Here is a 24,592-nt window from a genome sequence, read left to right on the forward strand (position 1 = left end):
GTCGGAGGCGTTGTACAATTTAAAAAAAAATAGTATAATTCTTAACTATAATTTTTTATTTTGGAGTTTTTAATGTATAAACCTGTAGACCCTAAGGTTGATTTTGCAAAACAAGAAGAAGATGTCTTAAAATTTTGGGAAAAAAACGATGTATTTAAAAAGTCCGTTTCATCACGTGACGGACGGGATAATTATATTTTTTTTGACGGCCCGCCATTTGCCACAGGGCTGCCTCACTTCGGCCACTTTGTTCCCGGAACAATTAAGGATATTATTCCGCGATATAAAACAATGAAGGGCTTTAGGGTTGAACGCCGCTTCGGGTGGGACTGCCACGGTCTTCCCGTTGAAAATCTAATCGAAAAAGAACTTGGGCTTAATTCAAAAACCGATATAGAAAAATACGGTATAGATAAATTTAACGAAGCCTGCCGTGCAAGCGTTTTGCGTTATGTAAAAGAATGGAAACAAACGATTACACGCTTAGGCCGCTGGGTTGACTTTGAAAACGATTATAAGACCATGGAACCGGCCTTTATGGAATCCATTTGGTGGGTAATGAAAAGTCTTTGGGAAAAAGGTCTATTGTATGAGGGCTACTATATTCTCCCTTATTGTCCGAGGTGTTCTACGGTGCTTTCAAACCATGAGCTTAACTTGGGCGGCTATAAGGATGTCCACGACCCTGCAATAACAGTACGCTTTAAGACTCTTTCGCCTGTAAAAAACTCTCCTGCAGGCAAGGCCTTTGAGGGAAAAAACGATCTTCCTTCCGATACCTATCTTTTGGCATGGACAACCACTCCTTGGACCCTGCCGAGTAACCTCGGTCTTGCTGTGGGTGCGGATATCGACTATGCCTTAATAGAATATGACGGAGCTCACTATATAATGGCCGTGCCTCGGCTTGAAGCCTATTTTGCAAAGAGCGGAAAAGAAGAAGCAAAAGAGTATAAGCTGATTTGGACAAAGAAGGGAGCAGAACTTGAAGGTTTAAGGTATGAGCCCCTCTTTCCTTATTTTAAAAACCTCGCTGCCGATGAAAACGGAAAAAATGCTGAAGCGGGGCAGGGTGCCTTTAGGGTTTTGATAGGCGACTTTGTTACAACCGAGGACGGAACGGGAATTGTTCACACGGCTCCCGGCTTCGGTGAAGACGATAACAGGATATTTAAAGATACGGGAGTTCCGACCGTTTGTCCTGTCGATGCCGAATGTAAATTCACTCACGAAGTTTCCGACTACCAAGGCCTTTTTGTAAAAGATGCAGACAAGCAAATTATGGAAAGGTTAAAAACCGAAGGTAAGCTCTTTAAGAAGGCTCAGATTTTACACTCCTATCCGCATTGCTGGAGATGCTCAAGCCCATTGATATACAGGGCCGTTGCAAGCTGGTTTGTTTCGGTTACAAAGATAAAGGATAAGCTTCTTAATGCTAACTCAAAAATAAATTGGCAGCCCGATCATATAAAAACAGGCCGCTTCGGAAAGTGGCTTGAGGGTGCCCGAGACTGGGCTATCAGCCGAAACCGATATTGGGGAAACCCCATTCCTATTTGGAAATGCCCCGATTGCGGCGAAACAATTTGTGTGGGAAGTAGGGAGGAATTAAAAGAGCTTTCAGGCGTATTCCCTGAAGATATGCACAAGCACTTTGTCGATAAGATAAGTATTCCCTGTAAAAAATGCGGCGGAACGATGAAGCGTGTGCCTGAAGTTTTGGACTGCTGGTTTGAGTCGGGTTCGATGCCCTATGCTCAGCAGCACTATCCTTTTGAAAACAAAGAACACTTTGAAAAAAACTTTCCGGCCGATTTTATTTCAGAAGGCTTGGATCAGACCCGCGGATGGTTTTATACTTTAACGATTTTAGCGGCAGCTCTTTTTGATGAGCCGGCCTTTAAAAACTGTATCGTAAACGGCCTTGTGCTTGCCGAGGACGGTAAGAAGATGTCAAAGTCCTTACGCAACTACACCGATCCCAACGAGGTTATAAAACAATTCGGTGCTGATGCCCTCCGCCTCTTTTTGATGAACTCAAATGTTGTAAAGGCTGACGACTTAAAATATTCGGATGAAGGTGTGCGTGATGTTCTTAAAGGAATCTTAATTCCTTTTTGGAACAGCTACAGTTTCTATATAACCTATGCCAATATCGACGGAGTAAAGCCTCCTCATAATGCAAAGGTTGACGGAAAGGATGAGGGGGTAGAAAGCTTTTTAAGTAAGCTTAATAATCCCTTAGACTTGTGGATTTTATCGGTAACCGAAAAGCTTGTTGCCGATGTAACGGAAGCACTCGACAAATATGATCTATCACAAGCTATCCCGCCGATGGTTGAATATATTGACCTTTTAAACAACTGGTATATCCGCCGTTCCCGCCGCCGCTTTTGGAAAAGCGAAAATGACGGGGACAAGGCTCAAGCCTACGAGACCCTCTACCGTGCCTTAAAGAAATTTTCTCTTGTTGCAGCTCCGGTAGTGCCGTTTATTACGGAAAGCATTTGGCAGAATTTGCGGACCGAAAAAGATGCTCTTTCTATCCATCTTGCAGACTACCCCGAGTACAACGAAAAGATAAGAAACAGTGAACTTGAATTTAAGATGAAGACGGTTCAAAAAGCTGTTTCAATGGGAAGGTCCCTGCGTTATCAGTTTAACTTAAAGATAAGGCAGCCCTTAAAGGCCGTAGAGATAGTAACCCTCAATCCCGAAGAGAAAAGAGTTCTTTTGGAAATGGAAGAAAGTATAATCGAGGAGCTCAATGTTAAAGAGGTTATCTTCCACGAAAAAGAGGATGAGCTTGTAGAATATTCGGCCAAGGCCAATTTTAAAATTCTCGGAAAAGAATTAGGCCCCCTTATGAAAAAGGCTGCTGCCATAATTGAACAGATGAATTCAAGTGAAATCCAAAACATAATGGAGGGTGCTACTTTAAGTATCGACATCGAAGGAAAATCGGTAGAAATAACCGCCGATAAGATTGTGATAAATAGAATCGAAAAGGCTTCTTTAAAAATAGTAAATGAAGGAACCTTAACCGTAGGCCTTAATACCGAGCTGACAGAAGAACTTTTAATGGAAGGTTATATCAGGGACTTGGTAAGGGGTATTCAGACCTTGCGTAAGGAATGCGGGCTTGATGTTACCGATAGAATTAAACTTTATCTTTCAGCCTCTCAAAAAAATGCCGATAATAAAGAGTTGGAAAAAGCTTTTGAGCTTTTTAAGGACTATGTTTGTGATGAAACCTTGACTGTGCAATCTTCTTGGCTTAAAACCGGAGAATTGACAAAGCTCGGTTCCATTAAAACAAGCCTTGTTGAAGCCGGCGATTATGAATGGGAGATTGGAATTGAAAAGAATAATTAGAAATACCCTTGCTGCACTCATTGTTATTTTGGTTTTTGCTTCATGTAAAACCGCACCGCCTCTTCCGGGGATTGTAAGACCCTTCGGCATGATAGGCGATGATGCCGATATGTATATTTATATGCCTATCGAGAAAAATAAAAAAATAGCGGAGCCTATTTTGACTTCCGTCGGCGGAGAGTCCATGAAGCAGGCCTTGAGCCGGACTACAGCCGTATATTCAGGGGTTTTTGTAAAAGACAGGCTTACTGAAATTAGGATTTGCGCTACAGGAAAATATCCTTACGGAATGACGGACAGTATTTTTAAAAAGAAGAACGGATGGGCGCCTAAAAAAACAAAGGAGAAGTATAAGTATTATAAGTCGTCCTATGTTGATATTTCAATTCCGTCTCCTCAAATAGCCTGCCTTGTTATGGGCCCTGATAATAGACAAAATATGGAAGTTTTTTTAGGCAAATTGAGTAAGCCTGAAGAAGCCATGTTTTCTGAACGCTTTGGTACTCTTGTTAATTCAGGTTCGCAGGATATAGGGATATTTGTAACAAACGGAGACTTTTTTTTAGGACAGATAATAGGAGTTCAGCTTGGGCTTCCTGTCGGTGTAATAGAAATGTACTTAAAGAAGAATCCGGAAGTTGAAAATGAATATCTATACGATTTGAGTATCGAAACAAAAAATATAATGACGGCTTCTTTATTGAAATTGTTTTTTAAAAAGCAGCTTAAGGCTGATGTAAGACTTGAAGAAAATAAGCTGATTATAGAAAACAGATCCGTTACCGAATCTAGAATTATTGAAATAATAAAGTCTTTATATAATTACTAATTAGGAGTTTAAAGATGCCAACGTATGAGTATGTCTGCGATTCTTGCGGTCATGATTTTGAGGTTTTTCAGAGAATGAGCGATGAACCCGTATCCGTTTGCCCTGAGTGCGGTAAGCCTGTAAGAAGAGTTATTTCCGGCGGCTTGGGAATTAATTTTAGAGGATCGGGTTTTTATGTAAACGATTCTTCTTCCGCTCCAAAAGCTGCATCAGGCGGCTGTTCAGGTTGTTCTTCATCTTCATGCTCAACATGTAAGCACTAGGATTTTATGGACAAGGTACAAAAAGGGCATTCGCCTAAGTTTTTTTGTGAAAACTGCGGGCAAGAGGTAAAGCGGAACACAAAGGTATGTCCACACTGCGGACGTTTTTTTGCCTCGGTAAGATGCCCTTCTTGTAATTATATGGGGCATACGGATGAATTTATAAACGGATGTCCCTCTTGCGGTTTTGCCGTAAGCTCCGACTCTAACAAGAACACAAAAAAATATCATAGGAATAAACTAAAAGAATACCGCGCAAAATATAAATCCAATAGATATGATGATCCGCTTCCTTGGTGGATTTACAGTCTTGTTATAGGTTCTTTGGCTCTATTGATTATCTATATATTTTATTTTAAGACTTAAAAAACTACTCATCTGCAAGATGGGCCTTAATTGCTTGGATTCTGTCAAGCACTTCAAAAAAGGCTTTTGCTATTTCCGGATCAAATTTCTTTCCGCTCATTTTTTTTAATTCTTTAAGTATGTCTTCTTCGGTCCATGAGTCTTTATAGGAACGCTTTGAAGAAAGGGCGTCGTAGACGTCGGCTATTGCAACAATTCTTGCGCCGAGAGGAATTTCTTCTCCTTTAAGTCCTTGCGGACATCCTGTTTTTTTATCCGTTTTTAGGGCTTCTCCCGTTTCTATATCAATATGTCCCGGGTAGCCTGTCCCGTCCCAGTTTTCGTGATGCCGCAAAGCTATTTCCATTGAGAGTTTATCAAGAGGGGAATCATTTCCACTAAACAAACGGGCTCCCAGCCATGTATGGGTTTTCATAACCGAGAATTCTTCGTCGGTTAATTTTCCGGCCTTTTTTAAAATCAGATCCGAAATTGCAACTTTTCCAATATCATGAAGCATCGATGCAATTTTTAGAGAGTCACGGTATTTTGTTTGTTCGGCCATAGGAATGCCGTTATTAAATGCCCACCTATCATAAATTTCAACGGAATAATTTGCAACCCTGTTTACATGCATTCCTGTTTCTCTCGGATCGCGTAGTTCAGCCGTTTTGATCATACGCATAACCATCGCCCTTGTTACAAAAGCATGTTCAAGAGCAATTCCCGCATTTGAAGCAAAATGGCTTAGATAAATTTCATCATCATGGGAAAAGGTTTTCGGTTTGCCGTATTTATCAAGAGCATTTAAGACTTGAAGGACTCCCAAGAGCATTCCCGACATAGAAAGAATGGGAATGGTTAAATTGGAAACGGTCTTATAGCCTGTTTTTTCATCCGTAGCTTTACCGAACTTAAAAGGCTTATCGGCATCGATATTGTAAACATCCGGAATATTTATAAGTTTTTTTGTATTTGCGGCATATCCGGCTATTGTATAATTATCTATAGGAAAATCAAAAAAGATATAAGGAAGTTTTGTTCCTGCCGGACGTTTTTTTTGCAGGGTGTCGTTCTGGGCGTACCTTATGGCAAGCCTGTCCCCTTCAGCTATATATATTGAACCGGCGTCGGCATTTACAACACTCCGGGCTTCGGTAAGTATTTGCTCTAAAAGAACATCAACGTCTTGAACACTGTGTATCAAAGATTCCGTTTCAAGTATTTTGATTAGAATCTGTTCCTTTGACAGTTCTTTATATTTATTTTTTTCTGTCATACCTTATATTATATTGTATTATAAAGAAAAAGTCTATATTTTTTTTAGAAAAATAAAATTTACTATCTAACTTTGTATCAAGTTATAAAGATTTTCAATATTATATATAAAATGGATATTTTGAAAAAGGCCTAAACAGTTTTTATATACATAAGCATCTTTAAAACTTATGTTTGCGTAGGGTTTTTTAACTGTGAAAATGGGCGAAAGCTTAGTTGTTGCTTTTGATTTATGGTATTCGGCTGCATTTAAGAGTGTCCCTTTTTTTCCTAAAATACAGTCCTGCATAAATTCAAGCTGTTTATATCCGAAATTTTGCAGGGTGCTTGTGCTCTCAACGGAACCCTGAAAAATTCCGCACATTTTAAAACCGTCAAGATCTTCAAAAAGATAGGATAGACCTTCCCCTTCAGCTAGGATTTTTCCGCCGTCTTCAGCAAATTTTTTGATTGCCGTTTTTATTTTAATATTTTGAGAAAGAGCATCCTTGTATTTATTTATTTGGCCGCTTCCGAGATATATAAAGTCGCAGTCAGGCAGCTCCGTATCGTTAAGGGGAGAAAAATAATTTACCTCAGTGCTGTTTTCAAGTAAAAAGATATTTTCGGAATAATATAAATTAAAGGCCTCATCCATTGCGATTGCAGTGCGTGTATTCGTTTTTTTTATTTCAATCTTGGTGTCTGTTTTAAGAGGCTGAAATAAATTTAAAAGTTTTTGAATGTCTATATTTTCTTTTACGATTTTATATAGAACATCTAAAAATTTTTTTTCCTTTAACCGTTCATCTATGTCGAGGCCGAGGCCTGATTCTTCAATTTCGAATTCGGAAACTTTAGGAAAAAAGCCTAAGACTTGCAGTTTAAGATTATCCTCAATCATCTTTTTATAAAGAGGAAAAAGTTTGGGGTTGAGTTTATTAAGTATAATTCCCCTTATTCTGTTTTTTGAAAATTCGATCATTCCTTTAAGTTTTGGAATAAGCGTAAACATTTCGCCCTGCGGTGAGTAAACCAACACAATATCGCCTCCGATTTTTTCTGCCGTATCAAAGGAAGAATTTTCCGAGGTAGTCCCCATTCCGTCGAAGCAGCCCATCACTCCCTCAATAAGGGCATATTCCGAGTTTGAAATATTGAGAGAAAACTCCATTCCATTTTGACCCATCATAAAGGGGTCAAGGTTTCCGGCTCTTTTGCCTGAAATGATTTCCAGTATTTTGCGGTCAACCTGATCGGGGCCTGTCTTAAAAGCGGAAATATCAAAGCCTTCTTTTTTTAAAGAATAAAGGAGAGCTGCTGTAATTACCGTTTTCCCCGAATTGCTGTTCGGTGCAGAAATCATTATGCCTTTCATCTTCTAATTTCCTTTTTGTTTTCGGGCGATGATTAAGGATATATAATCTTCGTCTTCTAAAATTTTTTCTTTTTTATCTTTGGAGAGGATTGATTCATGTTCCATTGTTGCTCTTTTTATATAAACATAGTCAAAACCGTTTTTTTCAAATTCTTTTAATATAAGATTTTTTTGTTTAGATGTTTTTAAAAGAGCTATAGATGAAGATGAATTTAAAATTTCTTCATTTAAATGATCTGTGATTGTAAGCACCTCAGCTTTTTCGGCAAGAGGAATTTGTGCTCTTCCTGCAGCAGCCACTGCAGAAGGAATTCCTGAAATAATTTGCAAATTGATTTCCGGTATTTTAAAATAGGGCATCATGTAAATAAATGTGCTGTATATCATAGGATCGCCTATAGTTAAAATAACGGTATTCGAATCTTCTTTTGTTTTTTTAAGTATTTTTTCGGCTTGAATTTTATAGTCTTCTTCAGATACAAAGCCCATAGGAAAATCAAGAAACAAAACTTCTTTGTTCTTTATAAAATCTTTTACCGTATCTAAGGCCATATTTTTTCCTTTATTGTTGGGAGCAAAAATAAGGTCTGCATTTTCAAGAGTTTTTACTGCCTGTAGTGTAAGATACTCCGGAGAGCCCGGACCTGTTCCTACTGCGAAAATATTTTTCATTTTAACCTCTACGGCAATTGATTGTATTTTCTAAAGAATTATAAAGTATTTCGCGGATCATAGGATATTCGCCCAAGCCTTTTAGATTGGCATTAACCTCGTAGCCCTCATTTTTTAAAATGGTGAACCAGCTGTCTTCTTCATCTCCGGCCATATCGTTGTGGGCATGGTCGCCTGCAACCATCATAAAAGGATAAAGCTCAATTTTTTTTATTTTGCGTTCGGCAAGAATAGGTAAGATATCTTTTAGTTCTACGGAGCCTTCAACTGTTCCTATTAAGACATTTTCAAGGCCTTGAGAATTTAGTTTATTTTGCATGATCTCGTAGAATTTATCTGCCTCATGTGAAGAACCGTGTCCCATAAAAACTATTGCCGTATCATCTTCGGGCTTTTTTAATTCGAGAGCTTTTATAATTTCATCCAAGTCTGCATTTTCATGTAAGAGGGGTTGACCCAAAATCGTATTTTCAAATTGCAACTTTTCATATTCTTCTCCCGGAATTATGTGCGTGGGCTGTATATAAATTTCGGAGAAGCCTTTTTCTTGTAGTTCTTGGATAATCTCCTTGGGAGATGCAACATTGATGGAGTCTCTTTTTTTAAGAATGGCTCTAACCATGTTTGAAGTATAGGCTTTAAAAATTTCATAATCTTTAAACCTGCCGGCTGCTTCTTTTTCGATAGTATCAATAGTTTTTTCTCTTGTTTCGGCATAGCTTGTACCGAAACTTGCAATTACGATGGCCTTTTTCATTTTGTTTCCTTTAGCTGTTTTCAATCAACTATCTAACAAGTATAATGAGAATGGACTTAAAAATCAAGACCGATAAGAATTTTAACTCTTTAACCGGTCTTGATTTTTAATATAAATTTTTACGATTGAGGGAGTGTTCGAATGTTTATTTATTGTCTACATAATCAGGAAGCCTTTTTTCGATGCTTGTTACGGTTTTGTTTAAACGCATGAGAAGACAGCTTATAATCAGCAAGATTCCAGATATAATAAAGATGAGGCCTATACCTCTGCCCTTTTCATTCATAAGAGGTTCAAAAACATAATCGGCAAGGGGGCCTGCACATAGATATGCAATCGGTGTAATTGCCGCTAAAATGGCAGTCATAAGGGCTCCGACTCGTCCTAAAACATTTCTTTCTATCTTAATTTGAAAAATAGACATGAGGAGGGTGTTTACATATGGAACGGGAAACATAAAGATAAAAAAGCCGCCCGTAATGATAATCCGGTTGAGTGTTGTTCCTGAAATTATAGGCCCTATGCTGCACAAGGATAATATTAAAAGAATGCGTTTTATTTTATTTTTAGTATCGGGGATAAGGCTTGAACAAAGTCCTCCTAAAAGCATGGCAAGGCCTATGCCGGCTTGTACATTACCGTAAGCTTGAGAGTTGTAAACACTCATCATAAGCGGTCCTAACAAAATCATTGAAAGGTTTGCAATAAAATTTAAAAAAGCAAAAAAAACTATCAGCTGCATCAAGCCTTCTTTTTGTATAAGATATTTCCATGCGTATTTCAGATCTTTAAGAGCCGCTAAAACTAAAGAGTCCTTTGTTTTTTCAATTAATGGCTGAGGAATTTTTATAAAAGCAATGGAAGCTAAAGCAAAAAAAAATGAAACAAAGTCGATGATAAATAATCCTTTTAATTCTATCAGCGGATATAAAAAGCCTGCGATAACAGGAGCTAATAAATTTTGTATTGCAGATGAAAATTGTAAAAGTCCGTTAGCTCGTGTAAGCTTATCGATAGGTACAAGCATGGGGATAGATGCACCAAAGGCCGGATTTTGAAATGTACCCAATGTTCCTGAAATAAATACCAACGGGTAGACCATCCAGAGTTCAAGTTTGTTAAAGATGAGAAGAGTGACTATTAAAATTTTTAAAAAGGCATCGATACTGTCGGTAAGAAGAATAATAGCCTTACGTTTTTTTCTATCGGCAATTGAGCCTGCAAAAGGGGCAAACAATAAAGCCGGTAAGACTGTGCATACTGCACTCATTGCAAAAGATGCTGCACTCCCCGTTTTTTGAAAAATCCATATTCCGAGTCCGAAGGCGGAAAGAGCCGAACCTAACATCGAAATAAATTGTCCGAACCAAATAACCATAAATGTCTTCATTGTGTTTCTCCTAAAACCCTGTTCCTTCATATTTTTTTATACTTTTTATAAATAATAGATATCCGATTATAAATATAATTATGGAATATATCGGCAAAAGAATAAACTTAATACTAAATGAATATTTGTTTAAACTAAAAGCTGCAGGATAAAATGCTATCATTGAAACGGGAAATACATAGGTTAAAATAAACCGAATAAACGCACTATAAATAGATATGGGATATTGAGCAAAATCAAGCATATCCATTAAGGGTGAAAAAGCTTCTTCTATTTTAGGATATTTTATAGAAAAAGATGAAACTATCAAAAATATGCCGATAATACCGAGAGTTCCTGCACTTAAAAATAAGAATAAAGATAAGATAGTTATTATGCCTAAATTTAGGGTATAAGCCGAATATATAAAGATTAATAAACCGGTAATAATTCCAAAAACTTCGGATAGAGCAAAATTATCAAAGGTAATATATAAAAAAGGATTAACCGGAAGTTTTAATACCAAACTTAATTTACCTTGCAGTATATAAGTATTTGAATACCAAAGTGTCCAAGCAAAAAAGCAATAAAAAACACCGACTGACATTGTATATAAAGAATAAATCAGCAAACACTCTTCTCTATTAAAGCCTTTTATTTCAAGAGTTTTGTTAAAAACAAAAACAAGAACCAATATTCCCATTATGGAATTTAAGACTCTAACAATTAACCATAAAATAGAATCATTTTTAAAAGAAAGCTGTTCTTTTATTTTTAAAACCAAAAGTTTATAACAATAATTCATTTATCCGCCCATTATCTCTATTTTTTTTATTGCCCTTCTATGAAAAATATAGGTAAACACCAAAAGAAAAAATATCCAATATAATTGCCTTGATATTAAATTAAATGATTTTAAATTGCTGTTGTTTAAAACTTCAATAGGAATTTGATACAGTATTCTAAACGGTAAATAATTTAATATTTTTTGTAAAACTTCAGGAAAAAAATCAAAAGGAATCAATGCACCTGAAAAAAATAAAAATAAAATATTTTTAATTTGAATAAAGCCTTCATTATTATTGTAAAAAAATACACATAAACCGATAATATAAGCCGTAAACCAATTAAATAAATATGCACAAAAAATCGAAAAAATAAACAAACATAAATTTACAATACCGTGATAGATATTTATATCAAAAAATAAAATTAAAACTATAAGCAAGGGCAGGGATTTTAATATAAATCTTGTAAGAGCTGCCGCAAAATCTTGTAAAAAGATATTAAGGCCGAAATTAATCGGTCTTAATAAAAGAAAAGAAATAGAACCGGTTTGATAAATCGTTTGAAAATATCTATCCGTATTTACGCTGATAAAAGAACCGACTATAGTTATAATTGCAAAATAAGAAATATAGTCCACATTTCCTATTTGAGACCAAACCGAAGATTTTATTAAAAATAAAAACAACAAGGAAAATATAGAAAAAACAGTCGATATTTTAAAATATAAGTGCTGTTTAATATTTAAAGAAATAATTCCAAATAAATATTTCATTACGATTTTTTATCCTTATAAGTCTTGTAATAATTTAATAAAATTTTAGAGAAATCTTCATTTTCAATTTTTATATCATAAATATTTTCTTTATCATCTAAAGAATTAAAAATTTCTTCCATTGTAATCTGTTTGTCAACTTCAAACGAAATACTGTTCTTTTGGAGATCTTTATCTATAATGTTAAAATTGCTTTGTAGTTTTTCGGTTAAATCAATATGCTTTTTATACAAAAGTGTAACAATTTTAGACTTATTGTAAGATTCTATAAATTCATGTGTTCTTATATCTTCTTGTAATTTTCCGTTGTTTAAAACCAATAATCTTTCCGATAGATTGATTATATCATCGGAATTATGGGAAATTAAAATTAGAATAATATCATTAGATTGTTTATAAGTTTTTATCAGATTATAAAATTGTTCCTTTACTTCAAGATCCAAGCCTATTGTCGGCTCATCTAAAAGAAGGATTTGGGGATTATGAAACAAAACCAAAGCGATTTCGCACTTCATTTTTTGTCCTAAAGACATTTCTCTAATCGGCTTTTTTAAAAGATTTTCAAGTTTAAATAAATCAATAAGAGTGTTAAGTCTTTTAGTCGCTTCATTTTTTTCAATTTTATAGATAAGCCTAAAAAGCTCTAAGGATTCTCTAAAAATCATATTTTGATAGAGCTGGCTTCTTTGACCGAAGATTACGCCGATATTCCGTTTGTATTCTTTTTGATTTTCATAGATGTTTTTGTGATTGAATAAGATTTCTCCGCTCGTAGGCCGTAAAATACCGGAAATAATTTTTATTAAAGTCGATTTTCCCGAACCGTTTTTACCGACTATTGCAATATTTTCATTGTTTCCAATCTTAAAGGAAATATCCGTTAGAGCCTTAACTTCAGAATAATCGGGTTTAAACATATCTTTTACGATACCTAAAAAGCCGAATCTTCTTTCCTGTGTTTTATATGTTTTGTCAATATTTTTAAGTTCTATCATACTTTAGGGTAGATTATGACAAACATTATTAAAAATGTCAAGGTTCCCTCTTGACAAAGTGTGTTATTCTGTATATATTTAATATATACAGAATAACAGGGGGCGGAGTAAGAGTGAATATTTTTTTGAATAATTCTTCGGGGATTCCTCTTTATGAGCAGCTTTCAGAACAGATAAAAAATCAAATTTTATCGGGTGCTTTAAAAAAAGAGGAGCCGATGCCTTCGATGAGGGCCTTGGCGGCATCTTTGCGTGTGAGCGTCATCACTACAAAGCGGTCTTATGAAGACTTGGCTCGCGAAGGCTTTTTGTATTCGGTTCCTGCGAAGGGGTATTTTGTTGCTGATGTAAATTTTAAAAAGATTGAAAAATCAATAAGAAAAAGTATCGAAGAAAAATTAAAAGAAGTTTGCGGTCAAGCAAAAAAAATTAATCTAAATGCTGAGGAACTATATGAAATTCTTAAGCGTATTTATTAGGCTTATAGGGGGTGTTTATGATATCCGATGATGTATTAAAAATCGAAAAACTTAAATTTTCGATAGGACGCGGTAAAAAAGCTTTTTCGTTAAACGATATTTCTTTTTCGGTTCCGAGGGGCTGCGTTACGGGTTTGATAGGAGAAAACGGTGCAGGGAAAACTACTCTTATCCGCCTCCTTCTTGATATGTACTTGCCTGAAAGCGGAAAAATTTTTCTCTTTGGTGAAGAGCTTAAAAGAGAGAATATAGAAATAAAGGAAAAGATAGGCTTTGTTATAAACGATAATTTCTTTTCACCATTATATACGGCTAAAAAGGCAGGAAAATTTTTAGCGGGAATTTATAAAAATTGGAATCAGGAGCTTTATGAAAAATATCTAAACGATTTTAAAATTCCTCCTTCAAGATTTTTGACTGCCTTGTCTTCGGGAACTATGCAAAAACTTCAAATTGCTATAGCCCTCTCCCACGGGGCGGAGCTTTTGATTTTAGATGAGCCTCTTAATTTTTTAGATCCTGTTTCTAAAAAAGAATTTTTAGATCTTTTAAGAAACTTTATGCTCGATGAAAATCATTCGGTTTTAATTTCGAGTCATCAAACAAATGAGCTTGAAAAAATTTGCGATGAGATTATTTTTATAAGCGGGGGTAAAAAAGTTTTTGATTCTTCTTTAGAAAATATAAATAAAAATTACGGGCTTTTAAAAATAGACGAAAAAGCTTTTAAGTCATTGTATAGTAACGATTATATCGGTTATAGAAAAACCGACTATGCTTATGAGGTTTTGGTTTCGGATAAGGGAAATCAAAAATTTACCGGAATGGTTTGCGAAGATGCAAGTCTTGAAGATATTATGTATTTTTATACGAGGAGAAAAATCTAAAATGAAAAAAACAAAGGCTATAATATTTAATTCTATGCATAGTGTAAATTTTGTGTTAAGCGGAATTTTTTGTTTAATAGGTTTTATTGAAATGATTATCGGTATACTGATTCCAATACCGTTAGCAATGAAGATCTTGTTTTTTCAAGGTTTAATATTTTTTTGTTATGGTCTTATTATAAATCAGCTTAGTCTATATGATCAAATTTTAGTTTTTATCTTAACGCCGGTGAGGGGAAAAGAATTTTTTAAGGTTAAACTTATTTATTCGATTTTTACTTCCTTTTTTGCACTTATGTTTTTAGGTCTTATTTTATTTTTAATAAATATTTTTACCCCGATATGGGATCTTAAATTTATGATTTTTATAGGATCCGTTTTGTTTCCGTTTATAATTGCTTTTAGTATGATCTTATCGGCTTTGTCCATTAAAGGCGGCCTTCTTAGATTTATTATTATTATGACTGTAGGATACGGCTTATTTCCTGCAGTATCTATGATGATGATTTCAGATTTGCCTAAATTGGAATTGATAAAATCTTTTTTTGAAAGAGTATCGTATCCCTTGTTTATTCTTGTGGTTTATATTGTTTCTTTACTTATTATTTTAATTTCTTATTTTATAGGTATAAGGAATTTTAACAAATTCAGGTTTAAAAGTTTTATGATTATGAATCAACGGAATAGGCAGGGATAAGGAGAGGTATTTTTGAATAGAGGTAAGATAATCGGATCGGGTGCTTATATTGAATAAAAATTTATTTTATTGTATAATGCTTTTATGAAATACTTAGAAACTTATTCAAATGATCCTGAATATAATTTGGCTTTTGAGGAATATTGTTTTAGGCATCTGCCGCTTGAAAACGATGAATACTTTTTTTTATGGCAGAATGGGCCTGCCGTAATTATAGGTAAAAATCAAAATGCTTATCAGGAAGTAAACGATGACTATGTGAGAGGACATAATCTTAAGGTTGTCCGCCGCATAACCGGAGGCGGGGCCGTATATCATGACCTCGGCAATTTAAATTTTTCTTTTGTTGCAAAAACAAAGGAAAATCAAACGATTGATTTTAAACGCTATTATATTCCGATTATAAATGCCTTGGAAAAAATCGGCGTTAAGGCGGAGCTTTCCGGCAGAAACGATGTTACTATCGACGGACAAAAATGTATCGGTGCTTCACAGTCTGTTTGGCAGGGCAGGGTTTTGAGTAACGGCTGTATTCTTTTTGATGTCCGCTTGGAAGAACTTTCAAAAGCTCTTAATGTGCGTAAAGAAAAGCTTGAATCAAAGGGCGTAAAAAGCGTTCGAGCCAGGGTTACAAATATAAAGCCCCACTTAAAGCGGGATATTTCGGTTTTGGATTTTAAGGCCGAATTATTAAAAGCTATCTTTGAGCTTGAAGGCCAAGAACCTGTAGAATACAAACTTTCCGCCTCGGAGCTTGAGGGTGTAAAAAAAATATATGCCGAAAGGTTTTCCCTTAAAGAATGGAACTATGGAGCTTCTCCCAAGGCCGAATACTCTCACTATGAAAGGTTCCCCATAGGAAGCATTGAGGTGTTTTTTAACGTTAAAAATGCAAAGATTTCCGGCTTAAAAATTCACGGAGACTTTTTCGGTACAGAGGATGTTGCCGAAATTGAAAAACTCTTGGAAGGCTGCGAATACGAAAAAAATGCCGTAAGCACAAAACTTGCAGAAATCGATTTAAAAGCCTATTTCGGTGCAATCGAAAAAGACGAATTTATTGAAATGTTTTTTAGATAAACTATAACTCAATTATCTTATCGGCGATTTTTTTTGCAAAGGGTGCATCGTGGGTTACGCAGACTGCGGTGCGCTTTTCTTTTTTGACAATCGATAAAAAAAGATCGGCAACCTTGTACTTATTTTTTTCGTCGAGGGAATCGAATGCTTCATCGAGAAGAAGAAGCGGAGCGGGATAGCTTAGCGCTCTGGCAAGTCCGGCTCTCCTTTGCATTCCTCCTGAAAGCTCGTCGGGTAAAAAGTGTTCAAAGCCGGAAAGGCCTAAAGCTTCTAAATAAAAAAGAGCCTTTTTTTTATTTTCAAGTTTTGAAGAATTTTTTGAATCCAAAACATATTCTATATTTTCTACGGCAGTTAGATGAGGAATAAGGCGCATGTCTTGATAGGCCATTGCATAGCTTCCGCGAGCCGGCCGGTTTTCTATTCTTCCCGATTTTAATTCAAGATTCCCTGAAATAATTTTTAAGAGGGTGCTTTTTCCCGCCCCCGATTCGCCTAAAATACAGGTAATTTTTTGTGCAGGAATTTCAATATTGAGGTTTTGAAAAACCTTATGCTTTGAGTAATAAAAAGTTCCCTCATGTATTTTAATCGGCCTTTCCATTTTTAATCCTTACTGAGCGGCTTGCGACTATATCTATTCCTGTGTTCAGCACATTTTCAATTATCACATCGCCCATCTTTTTAGGAGCCTGAGTTTTGACGGTGTTTATTTCTTTCATTACATCGAAGATTAAGGCCTTAGGAATTGGGCTTGAGGTTTTTACGGGAAGAGAGGAAAGAACTCCGCCCTCGATTATTACGGTAGAGCTTATGTTTCTTCTAGGGTCCTTAATTTCCTGCATCGCGTAAAGTTCGCCGCCCTTGCATAAATTTCCTGTAACGGTAATTTCTCCCGAATCTTCTTTAAATACCGAAAGTTTACAACCCCGCGGACAGGACACACATGTAAATTTTTCTTTTATCAATTCTCTACTCATCTAAAATTACCTCCGCAGTTATGTCTTGGGTTAAGCCCTTTAAAGTAATAAAGTTTAAGGGTATGTTTATCATCTCGGACGGAACCATCTGACTTGTTTTCTTTTGTGCAAGAATTTGTTCACCCGATTTAATCATCAGGCGGGCATTTTTATAAACCGAGTCAACTCTCATAAAGAGGGAAGCTCCGTCGATGTTCCCCGTATTTATTCTATTCGGAACAATGTAGCGGATTCCTTTTTTAGCCGTTGTTTTAATAAAAGCGGAACCGGAGGAATTTGTGCCGAATTTATTTTCCGCGGCTTTACCATTTTTATTTTTTTGGACAAAGAGGGCTGCGTTTTTTCCGGCAGTTCTGCTTTCTTTTGTAACAAAGTCTACGATGTCATGAACATGGAGAACATTTCCGCAGGCAAAGATTCCGCTTGTTTCGGTTTCCATTCCATTATTGACAAAGGCTCCGTTCGTTATCGGGTTGAGAGCTATGCCTGCCTTTTGGGTAAGCTCGTTTTCGGGGATTAGACCTACGGAAAGAAGCACCGTATCGCAGGAAAATTCTTTTTCGGTTCCGGGGATTTCCTTAAAGGAAGAATCTATTTGGGCTATTGTAACTCCCGTAACCCTGTCCTTTCCGTGGACGCAGGATATGCTGTGGCTTAAAAAAAGAGGAATACCGTAGTCTTCAAGGCATTGGGCTATGTTCCGGTTTAGGCCGCTTGAGTAGGGCATGATTTCGACAACGGCCTTTACTTTGGCTCCTTCCAAGGTCATACGGCGGGCCATAATTAAACCGATGTCCCCTGAGCCGTAGATTACTACTTCTTTTCCGACAGAAAGGCCTTCGATGTTCATAAGGCGTTGAGCCATGCCTGCATTAAAAACTCCCGATGGGCGGTAACCTTTTAGTGCGATAGCTCCTGCCGTGCGTTCTCGGCAGCCCATAGCAAGCACTACGGCTCCTGCTTTTATTTTTTTAAATCCTTGTGCGCCGATGAGGGTAATTTCTCTTTCCTTTGTTAAGTCTATTACCATTGTATTGAGGAGGATATCTATGTCCTCTTTTTTTACCATGTTTATAAAGCGTTCTGCATATTCGGGACCGGTTAATTCTTCTTTAAATTCGTGAAGGCCGAAGCCTGCATGAATACATTGATTTAAGATTCCGCCGAGTTCAAAATCCCTTTCTATTATGAGAACGGAAGATGCTCCGTTTTTTTTGGCTTCGAGGGCTGCCGCCAAACCTGCCGGGCCTCCGCCTATAACGGCGACCTCGTATTCGTTCTTGCAATTGCTGCAATCTTTTTTATCGTTTATGTTTATCATTCCGCACCGCCCTTTAGTTTTCCGTAAACAATCGGAGAATTTCTTCTGTCCTTTTGAATTTTTTCGATAGGGATTTTTAATTCTCTTGAAAGGATTTGGAGGACATGGGGCTCACAAAAGCCTCCCTGACATCTTCCCGAACCGGGGCGTACCCGCCTTTTTATGCCGTCAACCGTGCGGGCTCCCGCAGGGCGGTGAATGGCCTCGATGATTTCTGCTTCGGTTACGGTTTCGCAGCGGCAGATAACATGGCCGTAGAGCGGATTTTCTTTTATAAGAGAATCCTGTTCTTCTGCACTAAGACCGGCAAAATGTCTGATTGCTCTTCGATTTTCGTTAAAATTTTTCTTTTTATTGAAGGGGATTTTTAAGTCATCGGCTTCTTTTTTTATGAGCTCTGCAACATATTCTCCGATGGCGGGAGCCGAGCTCAACCCAGGCGATTCGATTCCGCCTGCGTGTATAATTCCCTTGGAATTTTTTGAAGCATATATCATAAAGTCTCCCGTATCGGGCCTTGCCCTGACCCCTGCAAAAATACGGATGGTGTTTTTAAAATTGAGGGAGGGTACGGTTTTTAGAGCCTTTTCTTCTACCTGAGCCAAACCTTGGGCTGAAACGGAGGTGTCTTCGGCATCGTCTATATTTTCTGCTGAAGGACCGACTAAAAAATTCCCGTGATAGGAGGGGAGAACTAAGATGCCCTTTCCCATCTTTGAGGGTGCCTGAAAACAGATATGATTTACAAGATTGGTATAGCCTTTATCGAAGAGGCGGTATTCCCCGCGGCGGGGGAGAATTTTAAAATCTTCATCTCCTGCCATCTTTGCAATCTTATCGGAATAAAGCCCCGCAGCATTTATCACCAGCTTGGTACTAAAAACTCTTTGTTCCGTTTTGCTTGATTTGGTTTTGATTGTATAGGCTTCGTTTTCTTTTTCAATTGCGGTAACTTCGTTTTCGGGAAGAAAGTCAACTCCGTTTATTACGGCATTTTCCATAAAGGCTGCCGTCATATCGAAGGGACAGATTACCCCTGCTGTTCCGCAGTAGAGGGCTCCCAAGGCCTCTTTTGAAAGATTGGGTTCTTCCTTTAAAAGCTTTTCTCTGTTCCAGATTTCCAAGCCTTCAACTCCGTTTTTTATCCCTCTTTCGTAGAGATTTGAAAGTTCTTGTTGTTCTTCTTCGTTAAAGGCGATTACAAGAGAGCCTAATTGTTTAAAGCGCAGATCCAATTTTTCTTTTAAGCTGCGCACTAAAAAATTACCTCTTACATTTAGCTTTGCCTTTAAAGAGCCTTCCTTTGCGTCATAGCCCCCGTGAATAATTCCGCTATTGGCTTTGCTTGTACCGCAGCCGAATTCCAATTCTTTTTCGAGGACAGCGATTTTTAATTCGTACTTGGAAAGTTCCCGTGCAATGCAGGCTCCTACAACTCCTGCTCCGATTATTATTATGTCGTACATATCCTTTGATAATATCACTATTTTGAGGCTTAGTCTATATGAAAAAAAACGATTTTTATTCGGTATAGCATTGACTTTTTTTTTAGATTCTTATATAATCAAAACTCGTTTTACGGGCCATTAGCTCAGCTGGTAGAGCAACAGACTCTTAATCTGTGGGTCGCAGGTTCGAAGCCTGCATGGCTCAATTTTGTTTGGTTTACAAAAACCTCTAAAAACATAAGTTTTTAGAGGTTTTTTTCTTATTTTTTATCTACGATTTGCCAATAACCGTTTTTGTCGGCGCCGATGCGTTTGATTATATTTTGTTCTTGCAACTTTTTCATATTTTTAATTATATTAAGGCGTGCTATTCCTACAATTTCGGCAAGTTCTTCTTGAGTGATGTATGGATTATTCTTTATTGAATCTATAATTTTTTGTTGATTTACAGTAATCTTTTGAGTAATCTTTTGAGTAATCTTTAATTCGGTTGCGATTATTTCTTTTATCGTTTTTAAAATAATCGATAACATAAATTCAATAAATTCCGTGCTGTCTGCGTTGTTGTCACTAATTCCCAAAGCCTTGTAATATAGTTTTTGATTTTCTTTTATTAAAGTTTCGATAGGCAGCCATGCAAAAATCGGTTTCCATTCCGTTAAGATTACGGTTTGCCATAAGCGCCCCATCCTGCCGTTTCCGTCTTCAAACGGATGAATAAATTCAAACTCATAATGGAAAACGCAGCTTTTAATTAGGGGATGCGCATCAGAGCTTTTAAGCCAGTCAAATAAGTCATTCATTAAAAAGGGGACTCTATCGGCAGGAGGGGCTACATGTACTACTTCTTTTCCATCAAAAATACCGACTCCTCCTTTTCTGTATTTACCGCTGTGTTTAACGAGGTCGTTCATCATAAGCTGATGAGCTTTGAGTAAATCGTTTTGCTTATAAGGGTTCAGGTTTAAAAGTAATTCATAGGCTTGAACGGCATTTTTTACTTCCTGTATTTCATTCGGCGGTCCAAGCACCCTTTTCCCTTCGATGATTGCGGTAATTTGCTCGATAGTCAAAGAATTATTTTCAATAGCCAATGAAGAGTGGATTGTTTTAATTCGGTTTTTTTTCCTTAATTGGACTGTCCGCTCGGTATTTTCGAGGGCACTTATTTCTCCGATTTTTTCGGATATTTGAGAAATCAAATTTACAGCTTTTGACGTAATTTTAAATGGAGGTTCGTAACTCATACCCATATATTATAGAAGATTTTTAAGATATAGTTAAGGGGTTTTAAATTTTAGCGGTAATTCTCCGCCAAGGCTGTAAGATATTTTTCGGTGAGGGTAAAGGCTTCGCTATTAAGAGTTTCAATCTTGTCATCAGCGGTATGCATTAGCTGCCATGTAAATGGAATTATTTTTTCGAAGGGGGAGCCTTGAGGCGGTTTTTGATTTTTTATTACCATGTCCGTGAGCTCGCTCATGGCAGTTTTGTTTTGGCCGGTGAGTTTTTCTTTCGGGAGGCAGTGTAAAAGAGTTTCGGCTTCTTCTCTTGGAAGAAGGGTTATAACTTGAGCAAAAAGGCCTGCGGCAATAAAGCCTGCATTGTCGCTATAAGCCGTCAATATTGAAAGCCATTGATTGGGACAAGCCCTTTGAGCTAGAAGTCCGGCCCTCTTATGCAGCTCGTCGAGCCTCTTTGTCTTTGCTTTATCCCGTCCGAAAATTCCGGAACGTGAAAGGATTAGGGTATCGCCCCTTCCGCACATGTCGAATACAAATATATCGTCCCCATCCATTTTAAGCTTTTTTAATCCTGTTCCGAGAGTGTATGCTCCTTGTTCTTTAAGGCCTGCGGCTCCTGCTTCTTCCCCGTCCGTAAAGATGATTTTTATGTTGTGAGGTCTTGTGTAAGAGCATAGTTTTTTTGCAAAGTTCATGAGGATAAAACAAGAGGCTGAATTGTCGTTAGCTCCTTGGGTATCGGGAGCCCTGTCATAGTGGGCTGTAAGGGTTTTCATTTTAAAGTTCTTATCGTAAAATTGTGCAGGGTATTTTATGATGATGTGTTTTTTTTGTGCAAGGTTTACTATGCTGTGCGGAACATTGTGAGCACTTAACCACTGCGATATAAAATCACAGCGGTTAAGGTCTTTTTTTAAAAAGGCTTTAAACAAATCGGAATTAAGCAGTTTATCTTCATTTTCCTTAATCATCTTTGTTAAAGCCCCTTGGGTTTTATTTTTTTAATTCTTCAAGAGCTTTTTCGAGTTCGTCTACAATCTTTGCAAAGTTATCGCATGCTGCCTGTACCGGAGCCGGGCTTGCCATATCGACACCTGCAAGTTTTAAGGATTCAATCGGATAGCGTGATCCTCCCGATTTTAAGAACTTAAAGTAGTCTTCTCTTTCTTTGTCGCCGCCTGAGCAAACTCTTTCGGCAAGAGCCATCGAAGCTGAAATACCTGTTGAATATTTGTAAACATAGAAGGCTCTGTAAAAGTGCGGAATCCTCATTCCTTCCAAATCGCTTACATCTTCAAACACCATTTCGGGGCCGAAGTAGAGCTCCAAAAGTTTTCTGTATTCGCTTCTTAAATTTTCGACCGTAAGAGGAGTGCCGCTTTCGACGAGGGCGTGAGTAATTTTTTCGTACTCTGCAAACATGGTTTGTCTGTAGAGGGTTGCAAGAATATCGGAAGCTCTAACGCTCAAAAGATAGGCTCTCATTTTCGGGTCGGTACTTGTTTTAATCATGTGCCTGAATAAAAGCTCCTCGTTAAAGGTAGAGGCAACTTCGGCTTCAAAGATGGTGTAGTGGTAGCAGGGGTAGGGGTTGTTTCTTACCGAATACCATGAGTGCATGGAGTGTCCGCCCTCGTGTACAAGGGTGAATACGTCACGGATAACATCTTCTTTGTAGTTCATCAGGATATAGGGATCGCTGTCATATCCGCCTGCCGAAAAGGCTCCTGAGCGTTTTCCCTCATTTTCGTACTTATCTACCCAGCCGTTTAAAAGACCGTTTCGGATTGTTTTAACATATTCTTCTCCAAGAGGTTTTAGGGCCTCGGTGATGATGTCGACTGCTTCATTATATGGGGTAACTTTTTTTACCTCGTTGACTAAGGGCATGTAAACATCATAGTGGCGGAGTTCTTTTAGGCCTAAATGTTTTTTTAACATGCTGTAGAATTTATGCAAGGGTTTTAAATTCTTGTGAATGGTATCTACGAGGTTGTCATAAACGGCCGTAGGAACCTTGTCTACATAGAGGGATTTTTCTCTGGCAGAAGCATAGCCCCGTATTTTTGCAAGGGCAACATTTTGCTGAACCTGTCCCGTGTACAGGCTTGCAATTGTGTTTTTATGTGCACCGTATACGCCATAAAGCTGCTTATAGGCCTTTTCGCGCAAAGCTCTGTCGGGATTTTGCATAAACTTTGAATAAGAAGATTGAGTCAGTTTTATATCTCCTTCTTTTGTTGTGATTGTACCGAAATCAAAGTCTACGTTGGTTAGAACCGAAAAGGCTTGTCTAGGTGTGCCGTGGGGCTCGCTTAAAAGGCTTAAAATCTTTTCTTCCTTGTCGGAAAGGGTATGGGGTTTTAGGTACAAGGTCTTTTCCAAGGAAACCTTAAAATCGGCAAAGTCCTTTCCTGTGGGGCTTGAAGGGTCAATCCATGAGCGGATTTTTTCTTCAGGGATTTCCATGATGGCGGGCATGAGCCAGCTGGTGGCAGCCGAAAGCTCTGTAACGGTCATCATGTATTTACTTATCCGTTTGATGTTTTCGGGATCTCCCTCGTTTGAAGATTTTTGTAAAAAGGCATAGTTTCCAACCTTTTCCGCAATTCTATCAACCCCCGTTGAAGCCTTTAGGCAGGCAAGCAGGGTTGCCGCATCGATTGTTTCAGGCTTGGAAAAAGCTTCTTTATATTTTAAGATTTCTTTTCCGCCTGCCGGAATAGAAGCAAGGGCTGCTTCCCATTCTTCTTCATTCTTAAAAAGTAATTCGATATTCCATTTGTCGCTTTTGGCGATCTCGGAACGTTTAGGTGTAGTTGAGTTTTTCATAACATTACTATACAACAATGTTGATAAATAGGCAAGAGTCTTAAATCCCAGCTAGTTTCTGAATGGACATCTAGCGCCTATACATTGATTGTTCTTTGTGTAGTGAGTGCAATGTATTTCAGATTTTTCCATATTTATATTAAAAATTTCTTTAATAAAATCTATAGCCGTAAGCAGCGAGATATAGGAATCTCTTTTGCAACATCTTGGTCCTCCAATATTTCCTATTGCTTCAAGTGATTTGGAAGTCATTTTATTTGAGAGTCCCCACGGCTCATTTTCAAGCGGTGTAGATTTAGAAATAATGGAAACAAACATGCCTGTACTTATTCCTGCGCCGCAGGCTCCCCAAAATCCGCAAACTCCGCCCGGCACACTTTTCCCTCTTTTTTGCATCTCAATTAGATCTTGTTCTAAATCAATATCTCCGCCTGCATTTTTATAGGCTGTCAATAGTGCAGAACCTACCATCACATGATGTTCAGGCCCGTGCATATGACAAAATGGTGCAGCCATCAGCTTTTCAATAATTTCAATAGGATTCTTACTTTTTTCACTTAAACAAATGCCTATAATTGAATCCATTCCTTTTGTATGACATTCATTACATACATAATGACCTTTTTCACATCTGGTTTTACTTAATTCTTTTTTGCGGCAAAGTACACACTCCATCATCTCATCATATTCGAGATATTCCAGCGGTGCCTTACATACTATACATTCATCTTTCATATCTTCCCCTTAATCCATTTTATTATTTTAGTTGTTTTTTATAAATTGTCTAGTATCCGGAAAAATGGTGTCCGGAAAAATGGTAATT

At 37.3% G+C, this 24,592-nt stretch carries 24 protein-coding genes and 1 tRNA gene; 9 read left to right on the forward strand and 16 right to left on the reverse strand.

The annotated features are described in order from the left end of the window. The first annotated feature begins 72 nt into the window (after nt 1-72). The 4 genes from ileS to HYB91_RS00585 are packed head-to-tail and all read left to right on the forward strand — an operon-like array spanning nt 73 to nt 4,833. Complete coding sequence (gene ileS, locus HYB91_RS00570) at nt 73-3,375, forward strand: isoleucine--tRNA ligase (RefSeq protein WP_253719565.1); 3,303 nt, start codon at nt 73-75, stop codon at nt 3,373-3,375. Further along, nucleotides 3,359-4,204: a hypothetical protein gene (locus HYB91_RS00575; RefSeq protein ID WP_252508168.1), complete on the forward strand. Its 846-nt coding sequence runs from the start codon at nt 3,359-3,361 to the stop codon at nt 4,202-4,204. The genes ileS and HYB91_RS00575 overlap by 17 nt, the downstream gene beginning before the upstream one ends. A 14-nt stretch (nt 4,205-4,218) precedes the next feature. Next, nucleotides 4,219-4,467, forward strand: coding sequence for an FmdB family zinc ribbon protein (locus HYB91_RS00580; RefSeq protein ID WP_002667146.1), 249 nt, complete (start codon nt 4,219-4,221; stop codon nt 4,465-4,467). Between the two features lie 6 nt (nt 4,468-4,473). Beyond that, nucleotides 4,474-4,833: a zinc ribbon domain-containing protein gene (locus tag HYB91_RS00585; RefSeq protein WP_002667147.1), complete on the forward strand. Its 360-nt coding sequence runs from the start codon at nt 4,474-4,476 to the stop codon at nt 4,831-4,833. A gap of 4 nt (nt 4,834-4,837) precedes the next feature. On the opposite strand, the gene HYB91_RS00590 is transcribed toward HYB91_RS00585, so the two are convergent. The 8 genes from HYB91_RS00590 to HYB91_RS00625 all read right to left on the reverse strand — a co-directional run bounded on the left by HYB91_RS00590 (nt 4,838) and on the right by HYB91_RS00625 (nt 12,801). Beyond that, nucleotides 4,838-6,091 (reverse strand): HD domain-containing phosphohydrolase, encoded by a 1,254-nt coding sequence (locus HYB91_RS00590; protein WP_002673537.1) that lies wholly within the window; start codon nt 6,089-6,091, stop codon nt 4,838-4,840. 66 nt (nt 6,092-6,157) lie between these two features. Next, nucleotides 6,158-7,447 carry a cobyrinic acid a,c-diamide synthase CobB gene (locus tag HYB91_RS00595; RefSeq protein ID WP_002676122.1) on the reverse strand — a complete coding sequence of 430 codons (1,290 nt, stop codon included), beginning with the start codon at nt 7,445-7,447 and terminating at the stop codon, nt 6,158-6,160. A 3-nt stretch (nt 7,448-7,450) separates the two neighbouring features. Further along, on the reverse strand, nt 7,451-8,119 hold the full coding sequence (locus HYB91_RS00600) for a precorrin-2 C(20)-methyltransferase (RefSeq protein WP_002676121.1): 669 nt from the start codon (nt 8,117-8,119) through the stop codon (nt 7,451-7,453). 1 nt (nt 8,120) lies between these two features. Continuing rightward, on the reverse strand, nt 8,121-8,876 hold the full coding sequence (locus HYB91_RS00605) for a sirohydrochlorin cobaltochelatase (RefSeq protein ID WP_002676120.1): 756 nt from the start codon (nt 8,874-8,876) through the stop codon (nt 8,121-8,123). A gap of 145 nt (nt 8,877-9,021) precedes the next feature. Continuing rightward, nucleotides 9,022-10,266, reverse strand: a complete 1,245-nt coding sequence (locus HYB91_RS00610) for an MFS transporter (RefSeq protein WP_002676119.1) — start codon at nt 10,264-10,266, stop codon at nt 9,022-9,024. A gap of 10 nt (nt 10,267-10,276) precedes the next feature. Continuing rightward, nucleotides 10,277-11,050 carry an ABC-2 family transporter protein gene (locus HYB91_RS00615; protein ID WP_002676118.1) on the reverse strand — a complete coding sequence of 258 codons (774 nt, stop codon included), beginning with the start codon at nt 11,048-11,050 and terminating at the stop codon, nt 10,277-10,279. Then, nucleotides 11,051-11,806: an ABC transporter permease gene (locus HYB91_RS00620; RefSeq protein ID WP_002676116.1), complete on the reverse strand. Its 756-nt coding sequence runs from the start codon at nt 11,804-11,806 to the stop codon at nt 11,051-11,053. It lies immediately after the preceding gene. Then, nucleotides 11,806-12,801: an ABC transporter ATP-binding protein gene (locus tag HYB91_RS00625; protein WP_002676114.1), complete on the reverse strand. Its 996-nt coding sequence runs from the start codon at nt 12,799-12,801 to the stop codon at nt 11,806-11,808. The genes HYB91_RS00620 and HYB91_RS00625 overlap by 1 nt, the downstream gene beginning before the upstream one ends. 113 nt (nt 12,802-12,914) lie before the next feature. Between HYB91_RS00625 and HYB91_RS00630 the strand changes: the two genes are divergently transcribed. The 4 genes from HYB91_RS00630 to HYB91_RS00645 all read left to right on the forward strand — a co-directional run bounded on the left by HYB91_RS00630 (nt 12,915) and on the right by HYB91_RS00645 (nt 15,944). Beyond that, a complete protein-coding gene (locus tag HYB91_RS00630; protein WP_002676113.1) occupies nt 12,915-13,280 on the forward strand; it encodes a GntR family transcriptional regulator in 366 nt (121 codons plus the stop codon). 17 nt (nt 13,281-13,297) lie between these two features. After that, nucleotides 13,298-14,167 (forward strand): ABC transporter ATP-binding protein, encoded by an 870-nt coding sequence (locus tag HYB91_RS00635; protein WP_002676112.1) that lies wholly within the window; start codon nt 13,298-13,300, stop codon nt 14,165-14,167. 1 nt (nt 14,168) lies between these two features. Next, nucleotides 14,169-14,864: a hypothetical protein gene (locus HYB91_RS00640; RefSeq protein ID WP_002676111.1), complete on the forward strand. Its 696-nt coding sequence runs from the start codon at nt 14,169-14,171 to the stop codon at nt 14,862-14,864. An 84-nt stretch (nt 14,865-14,948) separates the two neighbouring features. Further along, on the forward strand, nt 14,949-15,944 hold the full coding sequence (locus tag HYB91_RS00645; RefSeq protein ID WP_002676110.1) for a lipoate--protein ligase: 996 nt from the start codon (nt 14,949-14,951) through the stop codon (nt 15,942-15,944). A gap of 1 nt (nt 15,945) precedes the next feature. Here HYB91_RS00645 and HYB91_RS00650 read toward each other — a convergent pair whose 3' ends face one another. The 4 genes from HYB91_RS00650 to HYB91_RS00665 are packed head-to-tail and all read right to left on the reverse strand — an operon-like array spanning nt 15,946 to nt 19,711. After that, complete coding sequence (locus tag HYB91_RS00650) at nt 15,946-16,548, reverse strand: ATP-binding cassette domain-containing protein (RefSeq protein ID WP_253719566.1); 603 nt, start codon at nt 16,546-16,548, stop codon at nt 15,946-15,948. Continuing rightward, a complete protein-coding gene (locus tag HYB91_RS00655; RefSeq protein WP_002676108.1) occupies nt 16,532-16,924 on the reverse strand; it encodes a DUF1667 domain-containing protein in 393 nt (130 codons plus the stop codon). Before HYB91_RS00655 ends, HYB91_RS00650 begins: the two co-directional genes overlap by 17 nt. Then, complete coding sequence (locus HYB91_RS00660; protein WP_002676107.1) at nt 16,917-18,245, reverse strand: NAD(P)/FAD-dependent oxidoreductase; 1,329 nt, start codon at nt 18,243-18,245, stop codon at nt 16,917-16,919. Before HYB91_RS00660 ends, HYB91_RS00655 begins: the two co-directional genes overlap by 8 nt. Further along, nucleotides 18,242-19,711 (reverse strand): NAD(P)/FAD-dependent oxidoreductase, encoded by a 1,470-nt coding sequence (locus HYB91_RS00665; protein WP_002676106.1) that lies wholly within the window; start codon nt 19,709-19,711, stop codon nt 18,242-18,244. The genes HYB91_RS00660 and HYB91_RS00665 overlap by 4 nt, the downstream gene beginning before the upstream one ends. A 114-nt stretch (nt 19,712-19,825) precedes the next feature. Between HYB91_RS00665 and HYB91_RS00670 the strand changes: the two genes are divergently transcribed. Beyond that, nucleotides 19,826-19,898, forward strand: a tRNA-Lys gene (locus HYB91_RS00670). Between the two features lie 55 nt (nt 19,899-19,953). On the opposite strand, the gene HYB91_RS00675 is transcribed toward HYB91_RS00670, so the two are convergent. From HYB91_RS00675 to HYB91_RS00690, 4 genes are read right to left on the reverse strand one after another with little or no spacing between them, the layout of a single operon-like run. Further along, the gene (locus tag HYB91_RS00675; RefSeq protein WP_002676105.1) at nt 19,954-20,946 is read right to left on the reverse strand and encodes a Fic family protein; all 993 of its coding nucleotides are present in this window, start codon (nt 20,944-20,946) and stop codon (nt 19,954-19,956) included. A 44-nt stretch (nt 20,947-20,990) separates the two neighbouring features. Beyond that, nucleotides 20,991-21,908 (reverse strand): M28 family peptidase, encoded by a 918-nt coding sequence (locus HYB91_RS00680; protein ID WP_002676104.1) that lies wholly within the window; start codon nt 21,906-21,908, stop codon nt 20,991-20,993. A gap of 22 nt (nt 21,909-21,930) precedes the next feature. After that, nucleotides 21,931-23,769: an oligoendopeptidase F gene (pepF, locus tag HYB91_RS00685; RefSeq protein WP_002676103.1), complete on the reverse strand. Its 1,839-nt coding sequence runs from the start codon at nt 23,767-23,769 to the stop codon at nt 21,931-21,933. 51 nt (nt 23,770-23,820) lie between these two features. Continuing rightward, nucleotides 23,821-24,504 (reverse strand): DUF5714 domain-containing protein, encoded by a 684-nt coding sequence (locus HYB91_RS00690; protein WP_002673563.1) that lies wholly within the window; start codon nt 24,502-24,504, stop codon nt 23,821-23,823. Nucleotides 24,505-24,592 lie beyond the last annotated feature (88 nt).

Source organism: Treponema sp. B152, assembly GCF_024181665.1.
GTDB lineage: Bacteria > Spirochaetota > Spirochaetia > Treponematales > Treponemataceae > Treponema_B > Treponema_B denticola.

What these genes read in the sequence shown, in the direction of transcription:
- HYB91_RS00665 (WP_002676106.1), bottom strand. Translation starts at nt 19,711, where the DNA reads ATGTACGACATAATAATAATCGGAGCAGGAGTTGTAGGAGCCTGCATT.
- HYB91_RS00690 (WP_002673563.1), bottom strand. Translation starts at nt 24,504, where the DNA reads ATGAAAGATGAATGTATAGTATGTAAGGCACCGCTGGAATATCTCGAA.
- ileS (WP_253719565.1), top strand. Translation starts at nt 73, where the DNA reads ATGTATAAACCTGTAGACCCTAAGGTTGATTTTGCAAAACAAGAAGAA.
- HYB91_RS00640 (WP_002676111.1), top strand. Translation starts at nt 14,169, where the DNA reads ATGAAAAAAACAAAGGCTATAATATTTAATTCTATGCATAGTGTAAAT.
- HYB91_RS00615 (WP_002676118.1), bottom strand. Translation starts at nt 11,050, where the DNA reads ATGAATTATTGTTATAAACTTTTGGTTTTAAAAATAAAAGAACAGCTT.
- HYB91_RS00680 (WP_002676104.1), bottom strand. Translation starts at nt 21,908, where the DNA reads ATGATTAAGGAAAATGAAGATAAACTGCTTAATTCCGATTTGTTTAAA.
- HYB91_RS00590 (WP_002673537.1), bottom strand. Translation starts at nt 6,091, where the DNA reads ATGACAGAAAAAAATAAATATAAAGAACTGTCAAAGGAACAGATTCTA.
- HYB91_RS00625 (WP_002676114.1), bottom strand. Translation starts at nt 12,801, where the DNA reads ATGATAGAACTTAAAAATATTGACAAAACATATAAAACACAGGAAAGA.
- HYB91_RS00660 (WP_002676107.1), bottom strand. Translation starts at nt 18,245, where the DNA reads ATGATAAACATAAACGATAAAAAAGATTGCAGCAATTGCAAGAACGAA.
- pepF (WP_002676103.1), bottom strand. Translation starts at nt 23,769, where the DNA reads ATGAAAAACTCAACTACACCTAAACGTTCCGAGATCGCCAAAAGCGAC.
- HYB91_RS00675 (WP_002676105.1), bottom strand. Translation starts at nt 20,946, where the DNA reads ATGGGTATGAGTTACGAACCTCCATTTAAAATTACGTCAAAAGCTGTA.
- HYB91_RS00650 (WP_253719566.1), bottom strand. Translation starts at nt 16,548, where the DNA reads ATGGAAAGGCCGATTAAAATACATGAGGGAACTTTTTATTACTCAAAG.
- HYB91_RS00620 (WP_002676116.1), bottom strand. Translation starts at nt 11,806, where the DNA reads ATGAAATATTTATTTGGAATTATTTCTTTAAATATTAAACAGCACTTA.
- HYB91_RS00600 (WP_002676121.1), bottom strand. Translation starts at nt 8,119, where the DNA reads ATGAAAAATATTTTCGCAGTAGGAACAGGTCCGGGCTCTCCGGAGTAT.
- HYB91_RS00585 (WP_002667147.1), top strand. Translation starts at nt 4,474, where the DNA reads ATGGACAAGGTACAAAAAGGGCATTCGCCTAAGTTTTTTTGTGAAAAC.
- HYB91_RS00645 (WP_002676110.1), top strand. Translation starts at nt 14,949, where the DNA reads ATGAAATACTTAGAAACTTATTCAAATGATCCTGAATATAATTTGGCT.
- HYB91_RS00610 (WP_002676119.1), bottom strand. Translation starts at nt 10,266, where the DNA reads ATGAAGACATTTATGGTTATTTGGTTCGGACAATTTATTTCGATGTTA.
- HYB91_RS00635 (WP_002676112.1), top strand. Translation starts at nt 13,298, where the DNA reads ATGATATCCGATGATGTATTAAAAATCGAAAAACTTAAATTTTCGATA.
- HYB91_RS00605 (WP_002676120.1), bottom strand. Translation starts at nt 8,876, where the DNA reads ATGAAAAAGGCCATCGTAATTGCAAGTTTCGGTACAAGCTATGCCGAA.
- HYB91_RS00595 (WP_002676122.1), bottom strand. Translation starts at nt 7,447, where the DNA reads ATGAAAGGCATAATGATTTCTGCACCGAACAGCAATTCGGGGAAAACG.
- HYB91_RS00580 (WP_002667146.1), top strand. Translation starts at nt 4,219, where the DNA reads ATGCCAACGTATGAGTATGTCTGCGATTCTTGCGGTCATGATTTTGAG.
- HYB91_RS00655 (WP_002676108.1), bottom strand. Translation starts at nt 16,924, where the DNA reads ATGAGTAGAGAATTGATAAAAGAAAAATTTACATGTGTGTCCTGTCCG.